At 67.8% G+C, this 17,065-nt stretch carries 15 protein-coding genes; 11 read left to right on the top strand and 4 right to left on the bottom strand.

Annotated features, from left to right (window positions below):
- Nucleotides 1-17 precede the first annotated feature (17 nt).
- The gene (locus N5C18_RS09600) at nt 18-1,316 is read right to left on the bottom strand and encodes a nucleoside transporter C-terminal domain-containing protein (protein WP_004154263.1); all 1,299 of its coding nucleotides are present in this window, start codon (nt 1,314-1,316) and stop codon (nt 18-20) included.
- 193 nt (nt 1,317-1,509) lie between these two features.
- Here N5C18_RS09600 and N5C18_RS09595 point away from each other — a divergent pair, with 193 nt between their 5' ends.
- The 5 genes from N5C18_RS09595 to N5C18_RS09575 all read left to right on the top strand — a co-directional run bounded on the left by N5C18_RS09595 (nt 1,510) and on the right by N5C18_RS09575 (nt 6,847).
- Nucleotides 1,510-2,481 (top strand): aldo/keto reductase, encoded by a 972-nt coding sequence (locus N5C18_RS09595; RefSeq protein ID WP_279944381.1) that lies wholly within the window; start codon nt 1,510-1,512, stop codon nt 2,479-2,481.
- Nucleotides 2,482-2,698: 217 nt separating this feature from the next.
- Nucleotides 2,699-2,893 carry a hemin uptake protein HemP gene (locus N5C18_RS09590; protein ID WP_005412278.1) on the top strand — a complete coding sequence of 65 codons (195 nt, stop codon included), beginning with the start codon at nt 2,699-2,701 and terminating at the stop codon, nt 2,891-2,893.
- Nucleotides 2,894-3,082: 189 nt separating this feature from the next.
- Entirely contained in the window at nt 3,083-5,239 is a 2,157-nt protein-coding gene (locus N5C18_RS09585; protein WP_279944519.1) for a TonB-dependent hemoglobin/transferrin/lactoferrin family receptor, read from the top strand.
- A 4-nt stretch (nt 5,240-5,243) separates the two neighbouring features.
- Nucleotides 5,244-5,843: a hypothetical protein gene (locus tag N5C18_RS09580; protein WP_053448828.1), complete on the top strand. Its 600-nt coding sequence runs from the start codon at nt 5,244-5,246 to the stop codon at nt 5,841-5,843.
- Between the two features lie 68 nt (nt 5,844-5,911).
- Nucleotides 5,912-6,847 carry a DUF6607 family protein gene (locus N5C18_RS09575; RefSeq protein ID WP_008265376.1) on the top strand — a complete coding sequence of 312 codons (936 nt, stop codon included), beginning with the start codon at nt 5,912-5,914 and terminating at the stop codon, nt 6,845-6,847.
- 202 nt (nt 6,848-7,049) lie between these two features.
- Here the strand turns inward: N5C18_RS09575 and N5C18_RS09570 are convergent, their stop codons facing one another.
- The gene (locus N5C18_RS09570) at nt 7,050-9,566 is read right to left on the bottom strand and encodes an FtsX-like permease family protein (RefSeq protein WP_279944380.1); all 2,517 of its coding nucleotides are present in this window, start codon (nt 9,564-9,566) and stop codon (nt 7,050-7,052) included.
- Complete coding sequence (locus tag N5C18_RS09565) at nt 9,563-10,210, bottom strand: ATP-binding cassette domain-containing protein (protein ID WP_049456916.1); 648 nt, start codon at nt 10,208-10,210, stop codon at nt 9,563-9,565. The genes N5C18_RS09570 and N5C18_RS09565 overlap by 4 nt, the downstream gene beginning before the upstream one ends.
- A gap of 75 nt (nt 10,211-10,285) precedes the next feature.
- Between N5C18_RS09565 and N5C18_RS09560 the strand changes: the two genes are divergently transcribed.
- From N5C18_RS09560 to N5C18_RS09550, 3 genes are all read left to right on the top strand, one after another.
- Nucleotides 10,286-10,930, top strand: coding sequence for an arylesterase (locus N5C18_RS09560; RefSeq protein WP_279944378.1), 645 nt, complete (start codon nt 10,286-10,288; stop codon nt 10,928-10,930).
- 87 nt (nt 10,931-11,017) lie between these two features.
- Complete coding sequence (locus tag N5C18_RS09555) at nt 11,018-11,731, top strand: response regulator transcription factor (protein ID WP_002811889.1); 714 nt, start codon at nt 11,018-11,020, stop codon at nt 11,729-11,731.
- A 156-nt stretch (nt 11,732-11,887) separates the two neighbouring features.
- Nucleotides 11,888-13,159, top strand: coding sequence for a HAMP domain-containing sensor histidine kinase (locus tag N5C18_RS09550; protein WP_279944376.1), 1,272 nt, complete (start codon nt 11,888-11,890; stop codon nt 13,157-13,159).
- Between the two features lie 265 nt (nt 13,160-13,424).
- Here the strand turns inward: N5C18_RS09550 and N5C18_RS09545 are convergent, their stop codons facing one another.
- Entirely contained in the window at nt 13,425-14,126 is a 702-nt protein-coding gene (locus N5C18_RS09545) for an SGNH/GDSL hydrolase family protein (protein ID WP_279944375.1), read from the bottom strand.
- A 213-nt stretch (nt 14,127-14,339) separates the two neighbouring features.
- On the opposite strand from N5C18_RS09545, the gene N5C18_RS09540 reads away from it, so the two are divergent.
- The 3 genes from N5C18_RS09540 to N5C18_RS09530 all read left to right on the top strand — a co-directional run bounded on the left by N5C18_RS09540 (nt 14,340) and on the right by N5C18_RS09530 (nt 16,875).
- Nucleotides 14,340-14,735 (top strand): diacylglycerol kinase, encoded by a 396-nt coding sequence (locus tag N5C18_RS09540; protein WP_049456903.1) that lies wholly within the window; start codon nt 14,340-14,342, stop codon nt 14,733-14,735.
- 33 nt (nt 14,736-14,768) lie between these two features.
- Nucleotides 14,769-15,518: a TerC family protein gene (locus N5C18_RS09535; RefSeq protein ID WP_053512148.1), complete on the top strand. Its 750-nt coding sequence runs from the start codon at nt 14,769-14,771 to the stop codon at nt 15,516-15,518.
- Between the two features lie 196 nt (nt 15,519-15,714).
- Nucleotides 15,715-16,875 carry an MFS transporter gene (locus N5C18_RS09530; RefSeq protein ID WP_279944374.1) on the top strand — a complete coding sequence of 387 codons (1,161 nt, stop codon included), beginning with the start codon at nt 15,715-15,717 and terminating at the stop codon, nt 16,873-16,875.
- Nucleotides 16,876-17,065: the final 190 nt, after the last annotated feature.

Raw genomic sequence — 17,065 nt, 5'->3', positions numbered from 1 at the left:
TTTTCTCAACCAAGGGTTCAACTGAAGTGCGTCAGCACGCCGGCGATGGTCGCCGTCATGAAGGTGGCAATGGTACCGCCCAGCACCGCGCGCAGGCCGAACTTGGCCAGGTCGTGGCGACGTTCCGGGGCCAGGCCACCGATGCCGCCGATCTGGATCGCGATCGAGCTGAAGTTGGCGAAGCCGCACAGCGCGTAGGTGGCGATCAGGCGGCCCTCGTCGGACAGGCTCACGCCGGCCACCTGGCCGTTCACGATCTGCGACAGCTCGGTATAGGCGACGAATTCGTTGATCACGACCTTCTGGCCGATCAGCGAACCGACGGTGGTGGCATCGGCCCACGGCGTGCCGATCACCCAGGCGATCGGGGCCAGCACGTAACCGAAGATGGTCGACAGGTTGGTCGGCTTGCCGATCGCGGCGGCCAGGCCGGTCACGTCGCCGAGCCAGGTCAGCGGGGCGTTCAGCAGCGCGATCAGGGCGATGAAGGCCAGCAGCATCGCGCCGATGTTCAGCGCCAGCTTCAGGCCGTCACCGGCGCCGGCCGCGGCCGCATCGATGATGTTGCTGGAGGTCTTCTCCACTTCCATCTTCACCGTGCCGCGGGTCAGCGGGGTGCCGGTTTCCGGAATCAGCAGCTTGGCCACGACCAGGGTGGCCGGTGCGGCCATGATGCTGGCTGCCAGCAGGTGCTTGGCGTAGAACGCCTGCTGCACCGGGTCGCCGCCGCCGAGCATGCCCACGTAGGCCGCCAGCACGCCGCCGGCGATGTGGGCCATGCCGCCGATCATCATGGTCAGCAGTTCGGACTGGGTCATCTTGGCGATGTACGGGCGCACGGTCAGCGGCGCCTCGGTCTGGCCGATGAAGACGCTGGCGCAGACGCTGGTGGTTTCCGCGCCGGACACGCGCATCACCTTGGTGATCGCCCACGCCATCACGCGCACGATCGCCTGCATGATGTTCAGGTGGTACATCACGCCCATCAGCGCCGAGAAGAAGATGATGGTCGGCAGCACCTGGAAGGCGAAGATGAAGCCGTAGTTCTTGGTGTCCATCAACGAGCCGAAGATGAAACCCGAGCCTTCGTTGACGAAGCTCAGCACCTTGACGAAGCCATGGCCCAGCGCATCGAACACGTCGCGCCCGCCCGGCACCAGGATCACCAGCGCCGCGAAGGCGATCTGCAGGGTGATACCGGTGGCAACCAGCTTCCAGTCAACCGCGCGCTTGTTGTTGGAAAACAACCAGGTGATGCCGATCAGCACCGCCAACCCGAACAGGCCGAAGCCGATCCTGCCCAAACCTTCGACCATGTGAGTGACTCCCCTGGGGCGTCGCGAAAAACGGGAAGCCTAGTGCAGGGCCGGGGCCGGGGCAAGGAAAAGCAACGTGCAGGCGTCCATCGGTACCGATCAGGCCAGCAACGGCAAGGGGTTGCGGCCGGCAGCGGCAGGTAGAATGAGGCTCGATCCCGGCCCGGATGCGGGCCCGCAGCAGGAGATTTGCATGCAATACCGTCGCCTGGGCTCCACCGGCCTGCCGATTTCCGCCCTGTCCTTCGGTGCCTGGGTGACCTTCGGTGACCAGATTCCGCGCGACGAGGCGCGCAACCTGGTGGCGGCCGCCTGGGACCAGGGTGTCAACTTCTTCGACAACGCCGAGGGCTACGCCAACGGCCGCGCCGAACAGGTGATGGGTGACGTGATCAGCGACCTGCGCCTGCCGCGCGACGGTTTCTGCGTGTCCAGCAAGGTGTTCTTCGGCAGTGCCAAGGACCCGCGGCCGACCCAGCGCGGCCTGTCGCGCAAGCATGTGACCGATGCCTGCCATGCCGCGCTCAAGCGCCTGCGAGTGGAGTACCTGGACCTTTATTACTGCCACCGCCCGGATCCGGACGCCCCGATCGCCGAGACCGTGCACGCCATGGACACCCTGGTGCGGCAGGGCAAGATCCTCTACTGGGGCACCTCGGAGTGGTCGGCCGCGCAGATCCAGCAGGCGCTGGACATCGCCGAGGCGCACAACCTGCAGGGACCGTCGATGGAGCAGCCGCAGTACAACCTGCTGCACCGCGAGCGGGTAGAGGTGGAATACGCACCGCTGTATGCGCGTGCCGGCCTGGGCACCACCATCTTCTCGCCGCTGGCCTCGGGCCTGTTGACCGGCAAGTACGACCAGGGCATCCCGGCCGATGCGCGGCTGGGCCGCCCGGGCATGGAGTGGTTGCAGGACATGGTGCTGGGCGGGGACGCCGAGGCCCGGCTGGGCCAGGTGCGCCGCTTCAGCGAGGTGGCGCGTGCGCTGGGCCAGTCCCCGGCCACCCTGGCCATTGCCTGGTGCCTGCGCAACCCGAACGTCTCCAGCGTGATCCTCGGCGCCAGCCGGGTCAGCCAGCTGCTGCAGAACCTGCAGGCGCTGGAGGTGCTGGAGCAGGTCGATGCCGCTGGCTGGGCCCAGGTCGAAGCCGTCTTCGCCTGATTGCCCTTTGTAGAGTCGAGCCAAGCTCGACTCCGGCCCTGGGAGAGCAGTCGAGCAGAGCTCGACTCTCCAACGACGCTACACCATTTTGATTGATGGCAGCTATCGAATTTCCGGATTCGATCATTAATCTCATCAATCAAATTGAGAATGGTTGTTGATTGTCAACTGAGAATCATTATCATTTAACTCGTCCCTCGCACGAGTCCAGATGCTCATGAATGCTCAACCTGTACTGCTGCGCCCCGAAACGCTGACCCTCCGCGATCGTCCGGTCCGCGTCGTTCCGCCGGAAGAGGTCATCGACAGCGAAGCCCTGCTCAAGGGCCGTCGTGAAATCCTGATCCAGCACGGCGACCGCTTCTATCGCCTGCGGCACACCAGCAACGACAAGCTGATCCTGACCAAGTAACCGCGGCCTGGTCGCCCGCCTCCCTCCCTCCTGCCGGCAGCGCCGACAGGGTGGGCGACCCGTCCGCGCCCGCTCTCTCCCCCTCGGTCTATCGCGCGCACCCTCCGGGTGTGCCGGTAACCGGGGGTTCCCTTGCCTGACCGAACGAAACCGATGACCCGCCATACCGCCCTTTGCCTTGCTGTCTGGATGGCCCTGCCGCTGTCCGCCCACGCTGCCGCCGCTGCCACCGCCGCGCCCGACGCGCGCGAATTTGATCGCGTGCAGGTCACCGCCACCCGCACCGAGCGTGCGGTGAGTGATGTGGCCGCCACGGTCGATGTGATCGACCGCGAGCAGATGGACCGGCACCTGGTGCAGGACATCAAGGACCTGCTGCGTTACGAGCCGGGCCTGTCGGTCAACCGCAGCGCGGCCCGCTTCGGCCTCGGCAGCATCCGCATCCGTGGCCTGGACGGCAACCGCGTGCGCGTGCAGACCGATGGCATCGCGATGCCGACCAGCTTCAACATTGGTTCGTTCTCCAATGCCAACCGCAACTTCACCGACCTGGACACGCTCAAGCGCGTGGAGATCGTGCGCGGTCCGGCCAGCTCGTTGTATGGCTCGGACGCGCTCGGCGGCGTGGTCGCGTTCGTCACCAAGGACCCGGCGGACTACCTGAAGGACGGCAAGGACAGCTACGTCGGCCTGAAGTTCGGCTATGACGGCGAGTGGAAGGGGCTGCTTGGCGGCGTCACCACCGCCTTCGGTGGCGAGCACTGGAGCGGCATGGTCAACATCAACCATCGCCAGGGCCAGGAAACCGACAACAAGGGTGACGTGCGCAGCCTCGACAACACCCGTACCGCGCCCAACCCGCAGGACCGCGATGGCCGCAGCGGCCTGGCCAAGCTGGTCTACGCGCCGAGCGAGGACCAGCGTTTCCGCCTGACCGTGGAAGGCAACGAAGACAAGACCGAGACCAACGTGCTGTCGTCGATCGACCGCACCACCACCACCGGCATGAAGGCGCGCGACAAGCAGAACCGCACCCGCGTGTCGTTCGCCCATGAAATGGATGCGCTGGACAAGGGCTTCGCCGACAGCCTGCACTGGCAGGTGTACAGCCAGAACAGCGAGACCACCCAGGTCACCGACGAGGACCGCGCCAACCGCAGCCGTCGCCACCGCGAGTTCACCTTCGACCAGCGCGTGTACGGCCTGCAGGCGCAGTTCAACAAGGCCTTCAGCACCGGCAGCGTCGAACACGCGCTGACCTACGGCTTCGAGGGCGCACGCACCGAGATCCGCCAGAAGCGCGATGGTTTCCAGGTGCTGGCCAACGGCCAGACCAGCACCACCATCCTGCCCGATGCATTCCCGGTGCGCGATTTCCCGATCAGCAAGACCACCGAGCTGGGCCTCTACGCGCAGGATGAGATGCGCATGGCCGGCGGCAAGCTGTCGCTGGTGCCGGGCGTGCGCGTTGACCGCTACGAGCTGAAGCCGGAGGTGGACAACATCTTTGCCGAAGACAATCCCGGCGTGCCGGTGGCCAAGCTGACCAAGACCAGCGTCTCGCCGAAGCTGGGCATGGTCTATCGCTTCACCGACGAATGGTCGCTGTTCGCCGGCTACTCGCATGGCTTCCGCTCGCCGCCGTACAACGACGTCAATCTTGGCTTCACCAACTTCGCCTTCGGCTACACCGCCATTCCCAATCCGGACCTGAAGCCGGAAACCAGTGATGGCATGGAGCTGGGCCTGCGCTTCCTGTCGCCGGCCGCCTACGTCAGCGTCAGTGGCTACTACAACGAATACAAGGACTTCATCGAGTCGCAGTCGCTGGTCGGCACCAACGCACAGGGCCTGATGGTGTTCCAGTCGCGCAACATCGCCGACGCGCGCATCTACGGCGCCGAACTGAAGGCCGGTGTCGACTTCGGGCAGATCAGCCCGACCCTGCAGGGCTGGGCGCTGCGCAGTGCGGTGGCCTGGTCGCGTGGCGACAACAAGACCGAAGACACGCCGCTGGATTCGGTCGACCCGCTGCGCGGCACCGTCGGCCTGATGTACGACACCGAGACCTGGGGTGTCGAGCTGGCTGGCACGTTCGTCAAGCGCAAGGACCGGCTGGCCAGCACCACGGCCTATCGCCCGGCGGGCTACGGCGTGACCGACCTGATGGCGCACTGGAACTTCGCGCCGGGCGCGACCTTCAACGTCGGCGTGTTCAACCTGGCCGACAAGCGCTACATCGATTGGTCCAACGTCGGTTCGACGCTGCTGCCGACCAGCCGTGTGCTGGACCGCTATACCAGCCCGGGCCGCACCTTCTCCGCCAGCCTTGCCGTTTCCTGGTGACCTCATGAGCCGAGCATTGTCCGCACGCAGGAACGACTCCATCGCCGCACCGAACGGTGCGGCCTGGCCGACCCCGGCACAGCTGGCCACGCTCGGCACCGTGTTGTGCCTGTATCACGCCGACGGCAACGAACTGGGCGGCTGGCGCCAGGCGGTGCGGGTGCATGCCTGCCAGGGCGTGGACAGCGAGGGCCTGCGCGAAAGCCTGTGCTTCCTCGATGGCCGCGGCCGCTGCGTGTGGCGGTTGTACCTGCTGCCGGACAGCGATTTCCTGGCCTGGGACCGGCTGGTGGCCGCGCTGCCGCCGGGCCCGCAGCACGACAGCGATGGCAGCGTCGGCGAGCGCCTGTGGCGACGCCTGGCCGGCCACCTCGGTGGCCAGCGCTGGCGGTTGTGCGCGTTGCGCCTGCATGCGGCCGACGATGGCCGCACCCTGGCCGCCAGCCTGTCGACCCTGTCCTCGCTGGGTGCCGCCACCGCGCGCCGCATCGCTCGCCTGGAAGGCGCCGAAGGCGAGCTGGCAATCGACGACTGCTGCTGCGCCGACGCCGCACGGCGACCGGCACCGCGGATACCCGGCGACCTGCCGCTGATCCGTCTTTGAACCTGATGGAACGCCTGTCGGCCACGGATGGCCTCTCAACAAACCTGCAACCCTGAAGGAAGACCCCGATGAAGTTCCAGACAGCCAGCGCCCTGCTGTTGCTCGCCGCCAGCGGCGTGGCCAGCGCGCAGCCCTCCGACATCGCCCGCGACCATGACAGCATCCTCGCCATGCAGGGCGAGTACACCGTGGATTTCGCCTTCGACGAGACCGTGCTGCTGAAGCCCGGTTACGAACGCGCGCCGGCGATGCGCAGCGGCGGCAACGAAGTGGTCATCGTGGTGGAAGACACGCCGAAGCGCATCGTGCTGCAGCACCTGCTGCTGGACGAAAAGAGCGGCCACATCACCAAGCACTGGCGCCAGGACTGGGTGTACGAAGCGCCGAACCGCTTCGAGTTCAGTGCCGACCAGACCTGGCAGGTGCGCACCATCCCGGCGGCGACCAACCAGGGGGCGTGGACCCAGTGCGTGTATGAAGTAAGCGATGCGCCGCGCTACTGCGGCACCGGCAAGTGGACCTACAGCAACAACGTGCCGAGCTGGACCAGCGACCTGAGCTGGCGTCCGCTGCCCCGTCGTGAGTACACCAAGCGCAGCGACTACAACGCGCTGGCCGTGATCAACCGCCACACGCTGACCCCGAACGGCTGGACCCACGAGCAGTTCAACACCAAGGTGCAGCGCAATGCCGATGGCAGCCAGGTGGAGATCGCGCGCGAATTCGGCTTCAACGATTACGTGAAGACCACCGAGATCGACTTCACCCCGGCCCGCAACTACTGGAAGGCCACCGCTGGTTACTGGGCCAAGGTGCGCCAGCGCTGGGACGGCTTCCTCGGCCAGGCCCCGGGCGTGCACCTGAAGACCAAGATCGACGGCATGGCGATGATCATCCCGCTGTTCACCCAGGCCGAAGAGATCCAGGCCGGCAAGAAGGTGAAGGACAAGCAGATCGACGAAGTCTTCGCCAAGTACGTGGAAAAGGCGCCGAAGGAAGGTTGATCGCCGCCGCGGTTCCGGTGAGGTGCCGGGCGCGCCCGGCACCGCATCCACGCATGGCGTGGATCTACCAATTCCCCGCTTTGGTGGGTGCCGAGCTTGCTCGGCACGCTCCTCCGTGCATCCACGCACGGCGTGGATCTACCGGTCCTTCGTATTGGTAGGTGCCGAGCTTGCTCGGCACGCTCTCCGGTCCGACGCCGCTTCAGGCTTCGCGCAAGGCAAGGGCCGGCGGCGCATGCAGGATGCGCCGCGTGCCCCACCAGCCGGCCAGCAGGCTCAGCCCGATGCCAACCAGCCCGCCCAGCAGCAGCCCCGGCCACGGCGGCAGCAACGGCAGCTCGAACACCTTCTGCGAGACCGCCACGCCGATGGCCGCCGCCGCGCCAACGGCCAGCAGCGCCGCCAATGTGCCCAGTGCGCCGAACTCCACCAGCACCGCGCCGCGCAGCTGACGCCGGGTCGCGCCCAGCGTGCGCAGCACCGCGCTGTCATAGCGGCGCTCGCCGGCCGTGGCCTGCAGTGCAGCCAGCAGCACCAGCACGCCGGCCAGCAGGCTGAACACCATCACCAGCTGCACCGCCTGCGCCACCCGCTCCATCACATCGCGCACCTGCGAGATCACCGCATCCACGTCCAGCAGTGACAGGTTCGGCTGCGCGCGCACCAGTTCACCCAGCCCGGCGGCCTTGCCGGCCGGCAGATGGAACGCCGACAGCAGGTTGTGCGGGGTGTCGCCCACCGCGTTGGGGTTCAGCAGCACGAAGAAGTTCGGTCGGAACGTGTTCCAGTCCGCCTTGCGCACGCTGGTGACGGTGAATTCGCGCTCCTGTTCACCGACGGCAATGCTGATGCGGTCGCCGCTGGCCACCCCGTAACGCTTGGCCCAGCCGATCTCCACCGACGCTTCCGGCGCCGTGCTGTCGGCCGTCCAGAACGTGCCGTCGACCAGCGTGTTGGCCGGCGGGAAGCTGCTGCGCCAGCTGAAGTTCAACGGCCGGTTCTCGTCATCGTCGTCGCGCTGGGCTTCGCCGGATGCCGGCTGCCCGTTCTGTTCCGGCGTGCGGTCCACGCGCAGCGGCGGCTTGCCGTTGATCGCGATCAGGCGGCCGGTGGCCATCGGTTCGATGCTGGCATCGTTGGCGCCCAATCCGCGCAGCGCGGCCAGCACGCTGTCACGCTGTTCGGGCTGGATGTTGATCAGGAAGTAGTTTGGCGTATCCGCAGGCAGCCGCTCGCGCCACTGCTGCAGCAGGCCAGGACCGGTCACCGCCAGCAGCAACAGCGCGCACAGCGACAGCGACAGCCCGACCAGCTGCATCACCGCCAGCATGCGGCGCCGGGTCAGCGCGGCCAGGCCCAGTCGCCAGTTGCCATGCAGGCGGTGCTGCAGGCCGCGCAGCAGCTGCAGCAGCACGAAGCCGACCACACCGGCGGCCACTGCCAGTGCGGCCAGTCCACCCAACACCCACAGGGCCAGCTTCAGGTCGCCGGTGACCTGCACCGCCAGCAGCAGGCTGGCCGCCAGCGCCGCGACATAGGCCAGCAGCGATGCCGGTGGCAGCGCGGCGAAGGAGCGGTTGAGCACGCGCATCGGCGGCACCCCGCGCAGGCGCAGCAGCGGGGGCAGGCCGAAGCCGAACAGCAGCAACAGGCCGATGCCGGCACCGGTCAGCGCCGGCATCGCTTCCGGCAGCGGCAGGCGCTGCGGCACTAGGCTGCCCAGCACCTGCACCAGGCCTTCCTGCGCGGCCATGCCTAGGCCGATGCCGAGCGCACAGGCCGGCACCGCCAGCATCAGCAGCTGCAGTGCCAGGCCGAACAGGATGTCGCGCTGGCGTGCGCCCAGGCAGCGCAGGATCGCTACCTGGTCGATGCGGCGCAGGGCGAAGCGGTTGGCCGCCAGCGCGGTTGCCACGCCGGCCAGCAGCACCGCCAGCAGCGCGCTCAGGCCGAGGAAGCGCCCGGCCAGGTCGAACGCCTGGCGCACGCCACGCTGGGTGTCGTCCACGCTCAGCAGGCGCAGGCCCTTGACCTGCGGCAGCAGCCATTGGCGCAGCCCGGCCACCTGATCGGCCGCTCCGGCGAACATCAGCCGGTAGTTGATGCGGCTGCCCGGGCCGAGCAGGCCAGTGCCCTCCACATCGGCGCGGTTGACCAGCAGGGTGGGCGAGAGGGTGAGCAGGTCACCGCCGGCATCCGGCTCGGCCTCGATGATGCCGGCAATGCGCAGCGTGCCGGCGCCGAACTCGAGGTCATCACCGGCCTTCAGCCCCAGCCCCTGCAGCAGGCGCGGATCGGCATAGGCCTGGCCCTTGGCTGGCATGCCGGCGTCGGCGATCAGCGCACCGCCGGGCGTGGCCCGCACCCGCAGCGCGCCACGCAGCGGGTAACCTGCCTGCACCGCCTTGATGCTGGCCATCTGGCTGGCCTCGCCGTGGAACAGCACGCTGCCGAAGCTGGCGATGCGGGTGTAGGCCAGTCCGCGCCGCTGCGCTTCTTCGGCGAAGGCCTGCGGCGGGTCGTCGCGCCCGGCGATGCCGAGGTCACCGCCGAGCATTTCCGCCGCACTGCCGGTCAGGGCCAGGTTGACCCGGTTCACCAGGGTGCCGACCGCGGTCATCACCGCCACGCCCAGCACCAAGGCCGCGAACACGGTCAGCAGGTCGCCGGCCAGCGCCTCGCGGCGCAGCGCGCGCCACGCATGGCGCAGCAGGTTCATGCTGCCGCTCCGCGCTCGACCGGCAGCAGGCGGCCGTCATCGATGCGGTGGATGTACTGGCAGCGCTGGGCCAGCCGCAGGTCGTGGGTGACCAGCACCAGCGTGGTGCCGCTGCCGGCGTTGAGTTCGAACAGCAGGTCGCTGATGTGCTGGCCGGTGGCGTGGTCCAGCGAGCCGGTCGGTTCGTCGGCGAACAGGATGCGCGGGCGGGTGACGAAGGCACGTGCCAGGGCCACGCGCTGCTGCTCGCCGCCCGACAACTGGCGCGGGTAGTGACGGGCGCGATGGCCCAGGCCGACCTGCGCCAGCACTTCGTCCACCCGCACCCGGTCTTCGCGGCCGGCCAGCTCCAGCGGCAGCGCGACGTTCTCGGCGGCGGTCAGCGCCGGCAGCAGGTGGAAGCTCTGGAACACGAAGCCGACCTCGCGTGCGCGCAGCTGGGCGCGGGCTTCCTCGTCGAGACGGCCCAGATCCTGGCCGGCCAGCGCAATGCTGCCGCGGCTGGGCAGGTCCAGCCCGGCCAGCAGGCCGAGCAGGGTGGTCTTGCCGGAACCGGAGGCGCCGACGATGGCCACGCTGGTGCCTTCATGGACGGTCAGGGTGATGTTGTCCAGTATGTGGACTTCACCCTCCGGGCCCTGCACGGACTTGCCGACCTGGTCGACGGCGATGGCGACGGGCGCGCTGCGGGGGGACAGGCTGTCGATGAGGAGACTCCAATGCGCAAGACGGGATGGAGCCGGCGAGCCGGCGCGATGATGGTGCTGCTGCTAGGGTTCCTGCTGCTGCCCGGGCTGGCCTGTGCCAAAGGTCCGGCGGGCACCGTGCTGGTACTCGGCGACAGCCTCAGTGCCGCCCACAATATCCCCGCCGACGCCGGCTGGGTCAGCCTGCTGCAGCAGCGGGTCAGGCAGCAGTCGAAAACACCGGCACGCATCGTCAACGCCAGCATGAGCGGGGAGACCACCGCCGGCGCGCTGACCCGCCTGCCGGGCCTGCTGGCGAAGGAGAAGCCGACCGTGGTGGTGATTGCGCTGGGCGGCAATGACGCGCTGCGTGGGCTGACCCCGGCACAGGTACAGGGCAACCTGGAGAAAATGGTGCAGGCCAGCCAGAAGGCGGGCGCCAGGGTGCTGCTGCTGGGCATCGACGTGCCGCCCAACTACGGGCCGGCCTATCGCCAGCGCCTGGCGGCCGCCTACAAGGCGCTGGCCACGCAATACAAGCTGCCGCTGTTGCCGTTCCTGCTGGAGGGCGTGGCCCTGCAGCCGGGCATGATGCAGGCCGATGGCCTGCACCCCACGGCACAGGCGCAACCGAAGGTGCTGGACAACGTCTGGCCACTGCTCAGGCCGCTGCTCTGAACCGATTGATGACCTCTTGACGGAACTTCACATCGCGTCCACCGTCGATCCGGCATGTTTCACAAAGCTGAAGTTAGAGGGAATCACATGCGTCAGACGAAGGAGACCTCCGGCTTGGTGCTGGTGGTCGAAGACAACCGCAACATCTCCGAGATGATCGGGGAATACCTGGAAGGTCGCGGCTTCGAGGTCGACTATGCACAGGACGGCCTGGATGGCTACCGCCTCGCGGCGGAAAACAGCTATGACGTCGTGGTGCTCGACTTGATGTTGCCGCGCCTGGATGGCATCGAAGTGTGCCGTCGCCTGCGCAACGATGCGCGCAAGTCCACCCCGGTGCTGATGCTCACGGCACGCGACACGCTGGACGACAAGCTCACCGGCCTCGGGTTCGGCGCCGATGACTACCTGACCAAGCCGTTCGCGATCCAGGAACTGGAGGCCCGCCTGCGCGCGCTGATCCGCCGCGAGCGTCGCCAGGTCGGTTCGGAAGTGCTCAAGGTCGCCGACCTGGTGCTCGATCCGGTCAGCATGCGTGCCACCCGTGCCGGTACCGAGCTGCAGCTTTCGCCGATCGGCCTGCGCCTGTTGACCATCCTGATGCGCGAATCGCCGCGCGTGGTCACCCGCCAGGAGATCGAACGCGAGATCTGGGGCAATGGCCTGCCGGATTCGGACACCCTGCGCAGCCACCTGTACAACCTGCGCAAGATCATCGACAAGCCGTTCGACCGTCCGCTGCTGCACACCGTGCAGAGTGCCGGCTACCGCATTGCCGATATCGCCCAGCCGATGGCCTGATCGGGGCCCGCGCCGGTGCAGCAGCAGGCCCGGCCGGGGCATGGCCATGAACGAGGGCAGGGGATGACCGGCTGGCGTTGCCGCCGGTTATCGCCCGTGCACCCGCACGGCGCGGCGCGCTGCCTATAATCGCAGCGCTCTGACCGGGACCCCGCAATGCCGCACGGCCTGCCGCGCAAGATCCGTATCGCCTTCATCCTGCAGGCAGTGCTGGCCAGCCTGGGCATCCTGCTCGGTGCCTGGCTGGTCTCGCTGGTGATCAAGCACAGCCTGGTCGGCGCCGCCCTGCGCGAGGAAGCGGCCTACTACTGGACGCTGCACGAGGCCTCGCCCGTGCAGCCGCCGCCCAACACCCAGAACATCCGTGGCTACCTGCTGGAAAGCGGGCAGTCGGCGTTGTCGCTGCCGGCCAACCTGCGCAACCTGGAACCCGGCTTCCACGAACTGCCCAAGGATGACCAGCTGGTGCTGGTCGACGTGCGCCCGGCCGGCCGCCTGTACCTGGTGTTCCTGCGCTCGCGAGCGGAAATGCTGGCGTTCTGGTTCGGCATCGTGCCCGTGCTGTTGACCCTGCTGGCGGTGTATGGCGCCACCTGGGTGACCTACCGCGCCTCCAAGCGCCTGGTGTCGCCGGTGAACTGGCTGGCGCGGCGCGTGTCGCGCTGGGACCCTGGCCACCCCGAGGCGGCCGATCTGGAGCCGAACAAACTGCCGGCCGACATGCAGGGTGAGACCCGGCAGCTGGCGGCCGCCCTGCATTCGCTGGCCAACCGGGTCAGCGCGCATGTGGCGCGCGAGCGCAACTTCACCCGCGATGCCAGCCACGAACTGCGCACGCCGCTGACCGTGATCCGCGTGGCCAGTGACATGGCACTGGGCGATGAAACGCTGCAGCCGCGCCTGCGTCGCAGCCTGCAGCGCATCCAGCGCGCCGGCCGTGACATGGAAGCGGTGATCGATGCGTTCCTGATCCTGGCCCGCGAGGCCGATGTCGAGCCGCAGATCGAGCTGTTCGATGTCAACGACATCGTCCGCTATGAAGTGGACAACGCCAACGAGCTGTTGGTAACGCGCCCGGTGGCGGTGCACCTGCACAGCGATGGCCCGGTGCAGCTGCACGCGCCGCCACGGGTGCTGCAGGTGGTGGTCAGCAACCTGGTGCGCAACGCCTGCAGCTACACCGACGAAGGGCGCATCGACGTGCATGTGCTCAACGACCGGGTGGTGGTGCGCGACACCGGCATCGGCATGTCCGCCGAGGCGCTGTCGCGGGCGTTCGAGCCGTTCTACCGCGCCGAGCCCAGCCGCCCGCAGGGCACCGGCCTGGGCCTGTCGATCGTGCGTCGCCTGTGCGACCGCTTCGGCTGGAAGGTCAGCCTGGCCAGCGAGCCGGGGCAGGGCACCGAGGCGACGGTCATTTTCCGGTAGAGGGCTTTGGCCGGGCTGCGCCCGGCACCCGCCGAGGCAACATCAACATCAAAAGCGGGCATTCCGAGGAGGGGCGGGGCGGTGTGGGTGTGCAGGACACGCCGTAAACCCTTCCATGGGGGCTCGATGGCGCCATCCATGGCGCCAACGGTCCTGCACACCTACACCGCCCCGCCTTCGACAGTTTCCCGCGACCGGCAGTAGATCCACGCCATGCGTGGATGAAGTTGCGGTAGCGCCGGGCCATGCCCGACGCACGCCTGCCTCAATCGCACTTCACCTTCGGCGCCACCGCCTTGGTCCAGATCGCGTAGCCGGCCGGGGTCATGTGCAGCATGTCTTTGCGGAACAGCTTCGCATCCGGCTGGCCATCGGCGCCGAGCATCGGCGTGTAGATATCGGTGAAGCCGGTATTGGGCAGCTTTGCCAGGGCAGCCTTGATCAGCGCGTTGGCCTCGTTGATCGCCGGCAGCAGGTGCGCGCGCGACGGGCTCGGCTTGATCGACAGGTATTCCACCTTCGTTTTCGGCAGGTCGCGATGCACGCGCTGCACGAAGGCGACCACATCGTCCCGCACCTGCACGGCGGTGCGGCCGCTGTTGAGGTCGTTGTCGCCGGCGTAGAAGAACAGCTTGCATGGCGCATACGGCACCACTATGCGGTCGGCGTACCAGGTGCTGTCGCGCACTTCCGAGCCGCCGAAGCCGCGGTTGAACACCGGCTGGCCGGGGAAGTCGGTGGCCAGGCTCTCCCAGAAGCGGATCGAGGAGCTGCCGATGAACTCGATGCCGCCGCGCGGCGGCGGGTTGGCCTGGTCGGCGCTGGCGAAGCGGGCCATGTCACCCGCCCAGGCCACGTTCGAGACCTGTTCGGGCACCTGGGGCGGCTTGGCCGGGCTAAGGGCCTGGGCCAGCGGTGCGGCGGTCAGCAGGCCCAGCATCAGCAGGCAGGTACGGCGACGGGACATCAGGCGCTCCAGCGGGGAAGGAAGCCTCCATCATAGGAGCAGGGGATGGCCGGGTGCTTGCCGTTGGCAGGCCATTCGGCCGGGCCGCCGGGGGTATGGCTGGCGGCCTTGTGGCAAAATGGCCGCCATCTGCCTATTCCTGTGCACCCATGATTCCCTGCCGTGCGTCTGAGCGGTCGCTGCGCCGCGCTCCTGTTGCTGGATCTTCCTCCCGTGGCTGATCAGTTCGGCCACCTGCCCCGCGGCCCGCGCCGCATCTTCCAGGCCGCCCGCTGGTCCTGGCAGGGTCTTCGCGCCGCCTGGCTGCACGAGTCCTCGTTCCGGCTGGAGGTCTACCTGCTGATCGTGCTGACCCCGGTCGCGATCTGGCTGGGCCAGACCCCGGTCGAACGCGCGCTGATGATCGGCTCGATGCTGCTGGTGCTGGCGATGGAGTTGGCCAACTCGGCCATCGAGGCGGTGATCGAACGCTACGGCAGCGAAATCCACGAACTGGCCGGCCGCGCCAAGGACATGGGCTCGGCGGCGGTGTTCGTGCTGATGATGAACGTACTGCTGTGCTGGGCGCTGGTCGTGGTTCCGCACGTGCTGGCCGGCAGCTACGGCTGAAACCCCATTCCCCCACTGCCTTGAAGAGTTTCCATGTCCTTTGAGTTCCTCGCCGACCCCAATGCCTGGGTGACCCTGTTCACCCTGAGTGCGCTGGAAATCGTGCTCGGCATCGACAACCTGGTGTTCATTTCCATCGCGGTCAGCAAGCTGCCGGAAGAACGTCGCCCGTTCGCACGCAAGCTCGGGATCGCCGTGGCGTGCATCACGCGTATCGCGCTGCTGGTGTCGCTGGCCTATCTGGCGCACATGGCCGCCAACCTTTTCACCGTGGCCGGCATGGGCATCTCCATCCGCGACCTGGTGCTGATCGTCGGTGGCCTGTTCCTGATCATCAAGGGCTTCATGGAGATCAAGGAACTGATCAGCGGCGGCGAGGATGAAGATCCCAGCACGACCAAGGCCTCGGCCGTGTTCGGCTACGTCATCGCGCAGATCGCGGTGATCGACATCGTGTTCTCGCTGGACTCGGTGATCACCGCCGTCGGCATCGCCGACCACATCCCGGTGATGGTCGCCGCCATCCTGCTGTCGGTGATGGTGATGCTGCTGGCCGCCAACCCGCTGGGCCGCTTCATCGATGCCAACCCGACGGTGAAGATGCTGGCGCTGGCCTTCATCCTGCTGATCGGTGCGGTACTGATCCTGGACGGCCTGGACGTGCACGTGCCCAAGCCCTACATCTACGCCGCGATGGGCTTCTCGGTGCTGGTGGAGTGGCTGAACCTGCTGATGCGCCGCCGCGCACGCGAACACAACGTGCCGGGCGCCGGCAACTGGTAAGCGCGTGATCCAGAACCCCCGGCACTGCCGGGGGTTCTGCGTTGCAGGGCTTGTCGGGGCATACCCGGCGGAGCGCCACGCGCCATCTGTGAAGTGGAGGCAACAGTGTTTCCCCGCTGCGGGGCTTAATCCTGCAGGGCGATGCGCGCAGGCTACGCGCTCTCTTCCCAAGGCCTGCCCCACGCAGGAACCCGCCATGAATTCCCGAGCCGCTCTGCTGGCCCTTGCCGTCGGCGCCTTCGCCATCGGTACCACCGAGTTCGCCCCGATGGGCCTGCTCCCGGTCATTGCCGACGGCGTCGGCGTGAACATCCCCACCGCCGGCATGCTGATCACGGCCTATGCCGTGGGCGTGATGCTGGGCGCGCCGGTGATGACCCTGCTGATGGGCCGGTTCGGCAGGCGCACCGCGCTGATGCTGCTGATGTCGATCTTCGTGGTCGGCAACCTGCTGTCGGCGCTGGCCCCGAACTACGGCCTGCTGCTGCTGTCGCGGCTGGTCACCAGCCTCAACCACGGCGCCTTCTTCGGCATCGGCGCGGTGGTTGCCGCCAGCCTGGTGCCGAAGGAAAAGCAGGCTGCCGCCGTGGCCACGATGTTCATGGGCCTGACCATCGCCAACATCGGCGGCGTGCCGCTGGCGACCTGGGTCGGCCAGCAGCTGGGCTGGCGCCTGTCCTTCGCTGGCACCGCGGTGCTGGGCCTGGTCGCGATCACCGCGCTGGGCTTCGCGCTGCCGGCATCGGCACCCGGGCCCCGTCCGGATGTGCGCCGGGAACTGAAGGCGATCCTGCAGCCGCAGGTGCTGCTGGCGATGGGCACCACGGTGCTCGGTGCCGGTGCGATGTTCACGCTCTATACCTACGTGGCGCCGGTGTTGACCGAGTTGACCAGTGCCTCCAACGCCTTCATTGCGATGTCGCTGGCGCTGATCGGCATTGGCTTCACCTTCGGCAACGGCATCGGCGGGCGCATGGCCGACTGGTCGCTGGATGGCGCCACCCGGATCCTGCTGGCGGTCCTTGCCGTGCTGATGTTCGTGCTGCCACTGGCCTTCATGAGCCACGCCACGGCGGCACTGGGTGTGCTGCTGTTCGGCGCGGCGACCTTCGCGATCGTGCCGCCGCTGCAGATCCGGGTGATGGAGGCTGCCAGCGAGGCGCCGGGGCTGGCGTCGTCGATCAATGTCGGTGCGTTCAATCTGGGCAATGCGGTGGGTGCCGCGCTGGGCGGTGCGGTGATCAGCTCGGGGCTGGGCTATGCAGCGGTGCCGGTGGCCGGTGGGTTGCTGGCGGCATCGGGGTTGCTGCTGGCGTGGCTGGGGCGTCCGCGCGCTGCGGTGGCCGAGGCTTGCTGAGGGGTATGGGGTTCCGGCAGGGCTTGCAGCCCTGCACCCGCTGCAATCAACAGCAACGGCAACAGCAACAGCGGGCATTCCGTGGGATGGCGGGGTGGGTCCGGTTGAGGGGGACGCCGTAAACCCATCCATGGGGGCTTGGTCGCGGCATCCATGCCGCTCACACCCCCTCAACCGGACCCACCCCGCC

This window comes from Stenotrophomonas sp. GD03930 (genome assembly GCF_029839665.1).
GTDB lineage: Bacteria > Pseudomonadota > Gammaproteobacteria > Xanthomonadales > Xanthomonadaceae > Stenotrophomonas > Stenotrophomonas forensis.
Note: the sequence above shows the minus strand (reverse complement) of the source record. Positions and strands in the feature narration are given on the sequence as shown.

Coding starts and splice junctions, on each gene's coding strand:
- N5C18_RS09600 (WP_004154263.1), bottom strand. CDS start 1,316: ATGGTCGAAGGTTTGGGCAGGATCGGCTTCGGCCTGTTCGGGTTGGCG.
- N5C18_RS09595 (WP_279944381.1), top strand. CDS start 1,510: ATGCAATACCGTCGCCTGGGCTCCACCGGCCTGCCGATTTCCGCCCTG.
- N5C18_RS09590 (WP_005412278.1), top strand. CDS start 2,699: ATGAATGCTCAACCTGTACTGCTGCGCCCCGAAACGCTGACCCTCCGC.
- N5C18_RS09585 (WP_279944519.1), top strand. CDS start 3,083: ATGGCCCTGCCGCTGTCCGCCCACGCTGCCGCCGCTGCCACCGCCGCG.
- N5C18_RS09580 (WP_053448828.1), top strand. CDS start 5,244: ATGAGCCGAGCATTGTCCGCACGCAGGAACGACTCCATCGCCGCACCG.
- N5C18_RS09575 (WP_008265376.1), top strand. CDS start 5,912: ATGAAGTTCCAGACAGCCAGCGCCCTGCTGTTGCTCGCCGCCAGCGGC.
- N5C18_RS09570 (WP_279944380.1), bottom strand. CDS start 9,566: ATGAACCTGCTGCGCCATGCGTGGCGCGCGCTGCGCCGCGAGGCGCTG.
- N5C18_RS09560 (WP_279944378.1), top strand. CDS start 10,286: ATGCGCAAGACGGGATGGAGCCGGCGAGCCGGCGCGATGATGGTGCTG.
- N5C18_RS09555 (WP_002811889.1), top strand. CDS start 11,018: ATGCGTCAGACGAAGGAGACCTCCGGCTTGGTGCTGGTGGTCGAAGAC.
- N5C18_RS09550 (WP_279944376.1), top strand. CDS start 11,888: ATGCCGCACGGCCTGCCGCGCAAGATCCGTATCGCCTTCATCCTGCAG.
- N5C18_RS09545 (WP_279944375.1), bottom strand. CDS start 14,126: ATGTCCCGTCGCCGTACCTGCCTGCTGATGCTGGGCCTGCTGACCGCC.
- N5C18_RS09535 (WP_053512148.1), top strand. CDS start 14,769: ATGTCCTTTGAGTTCCTCGCCGACCCCAATGCCTGGGTGACCCTGTTC.
- N5C18_RS09530 (WP_279944374.1), top strand. CDS start 15,715: ATGAATTCCCGAGCCGCTCTGCTGGCCCTTGCCGTCGGCGCCTTCGCC.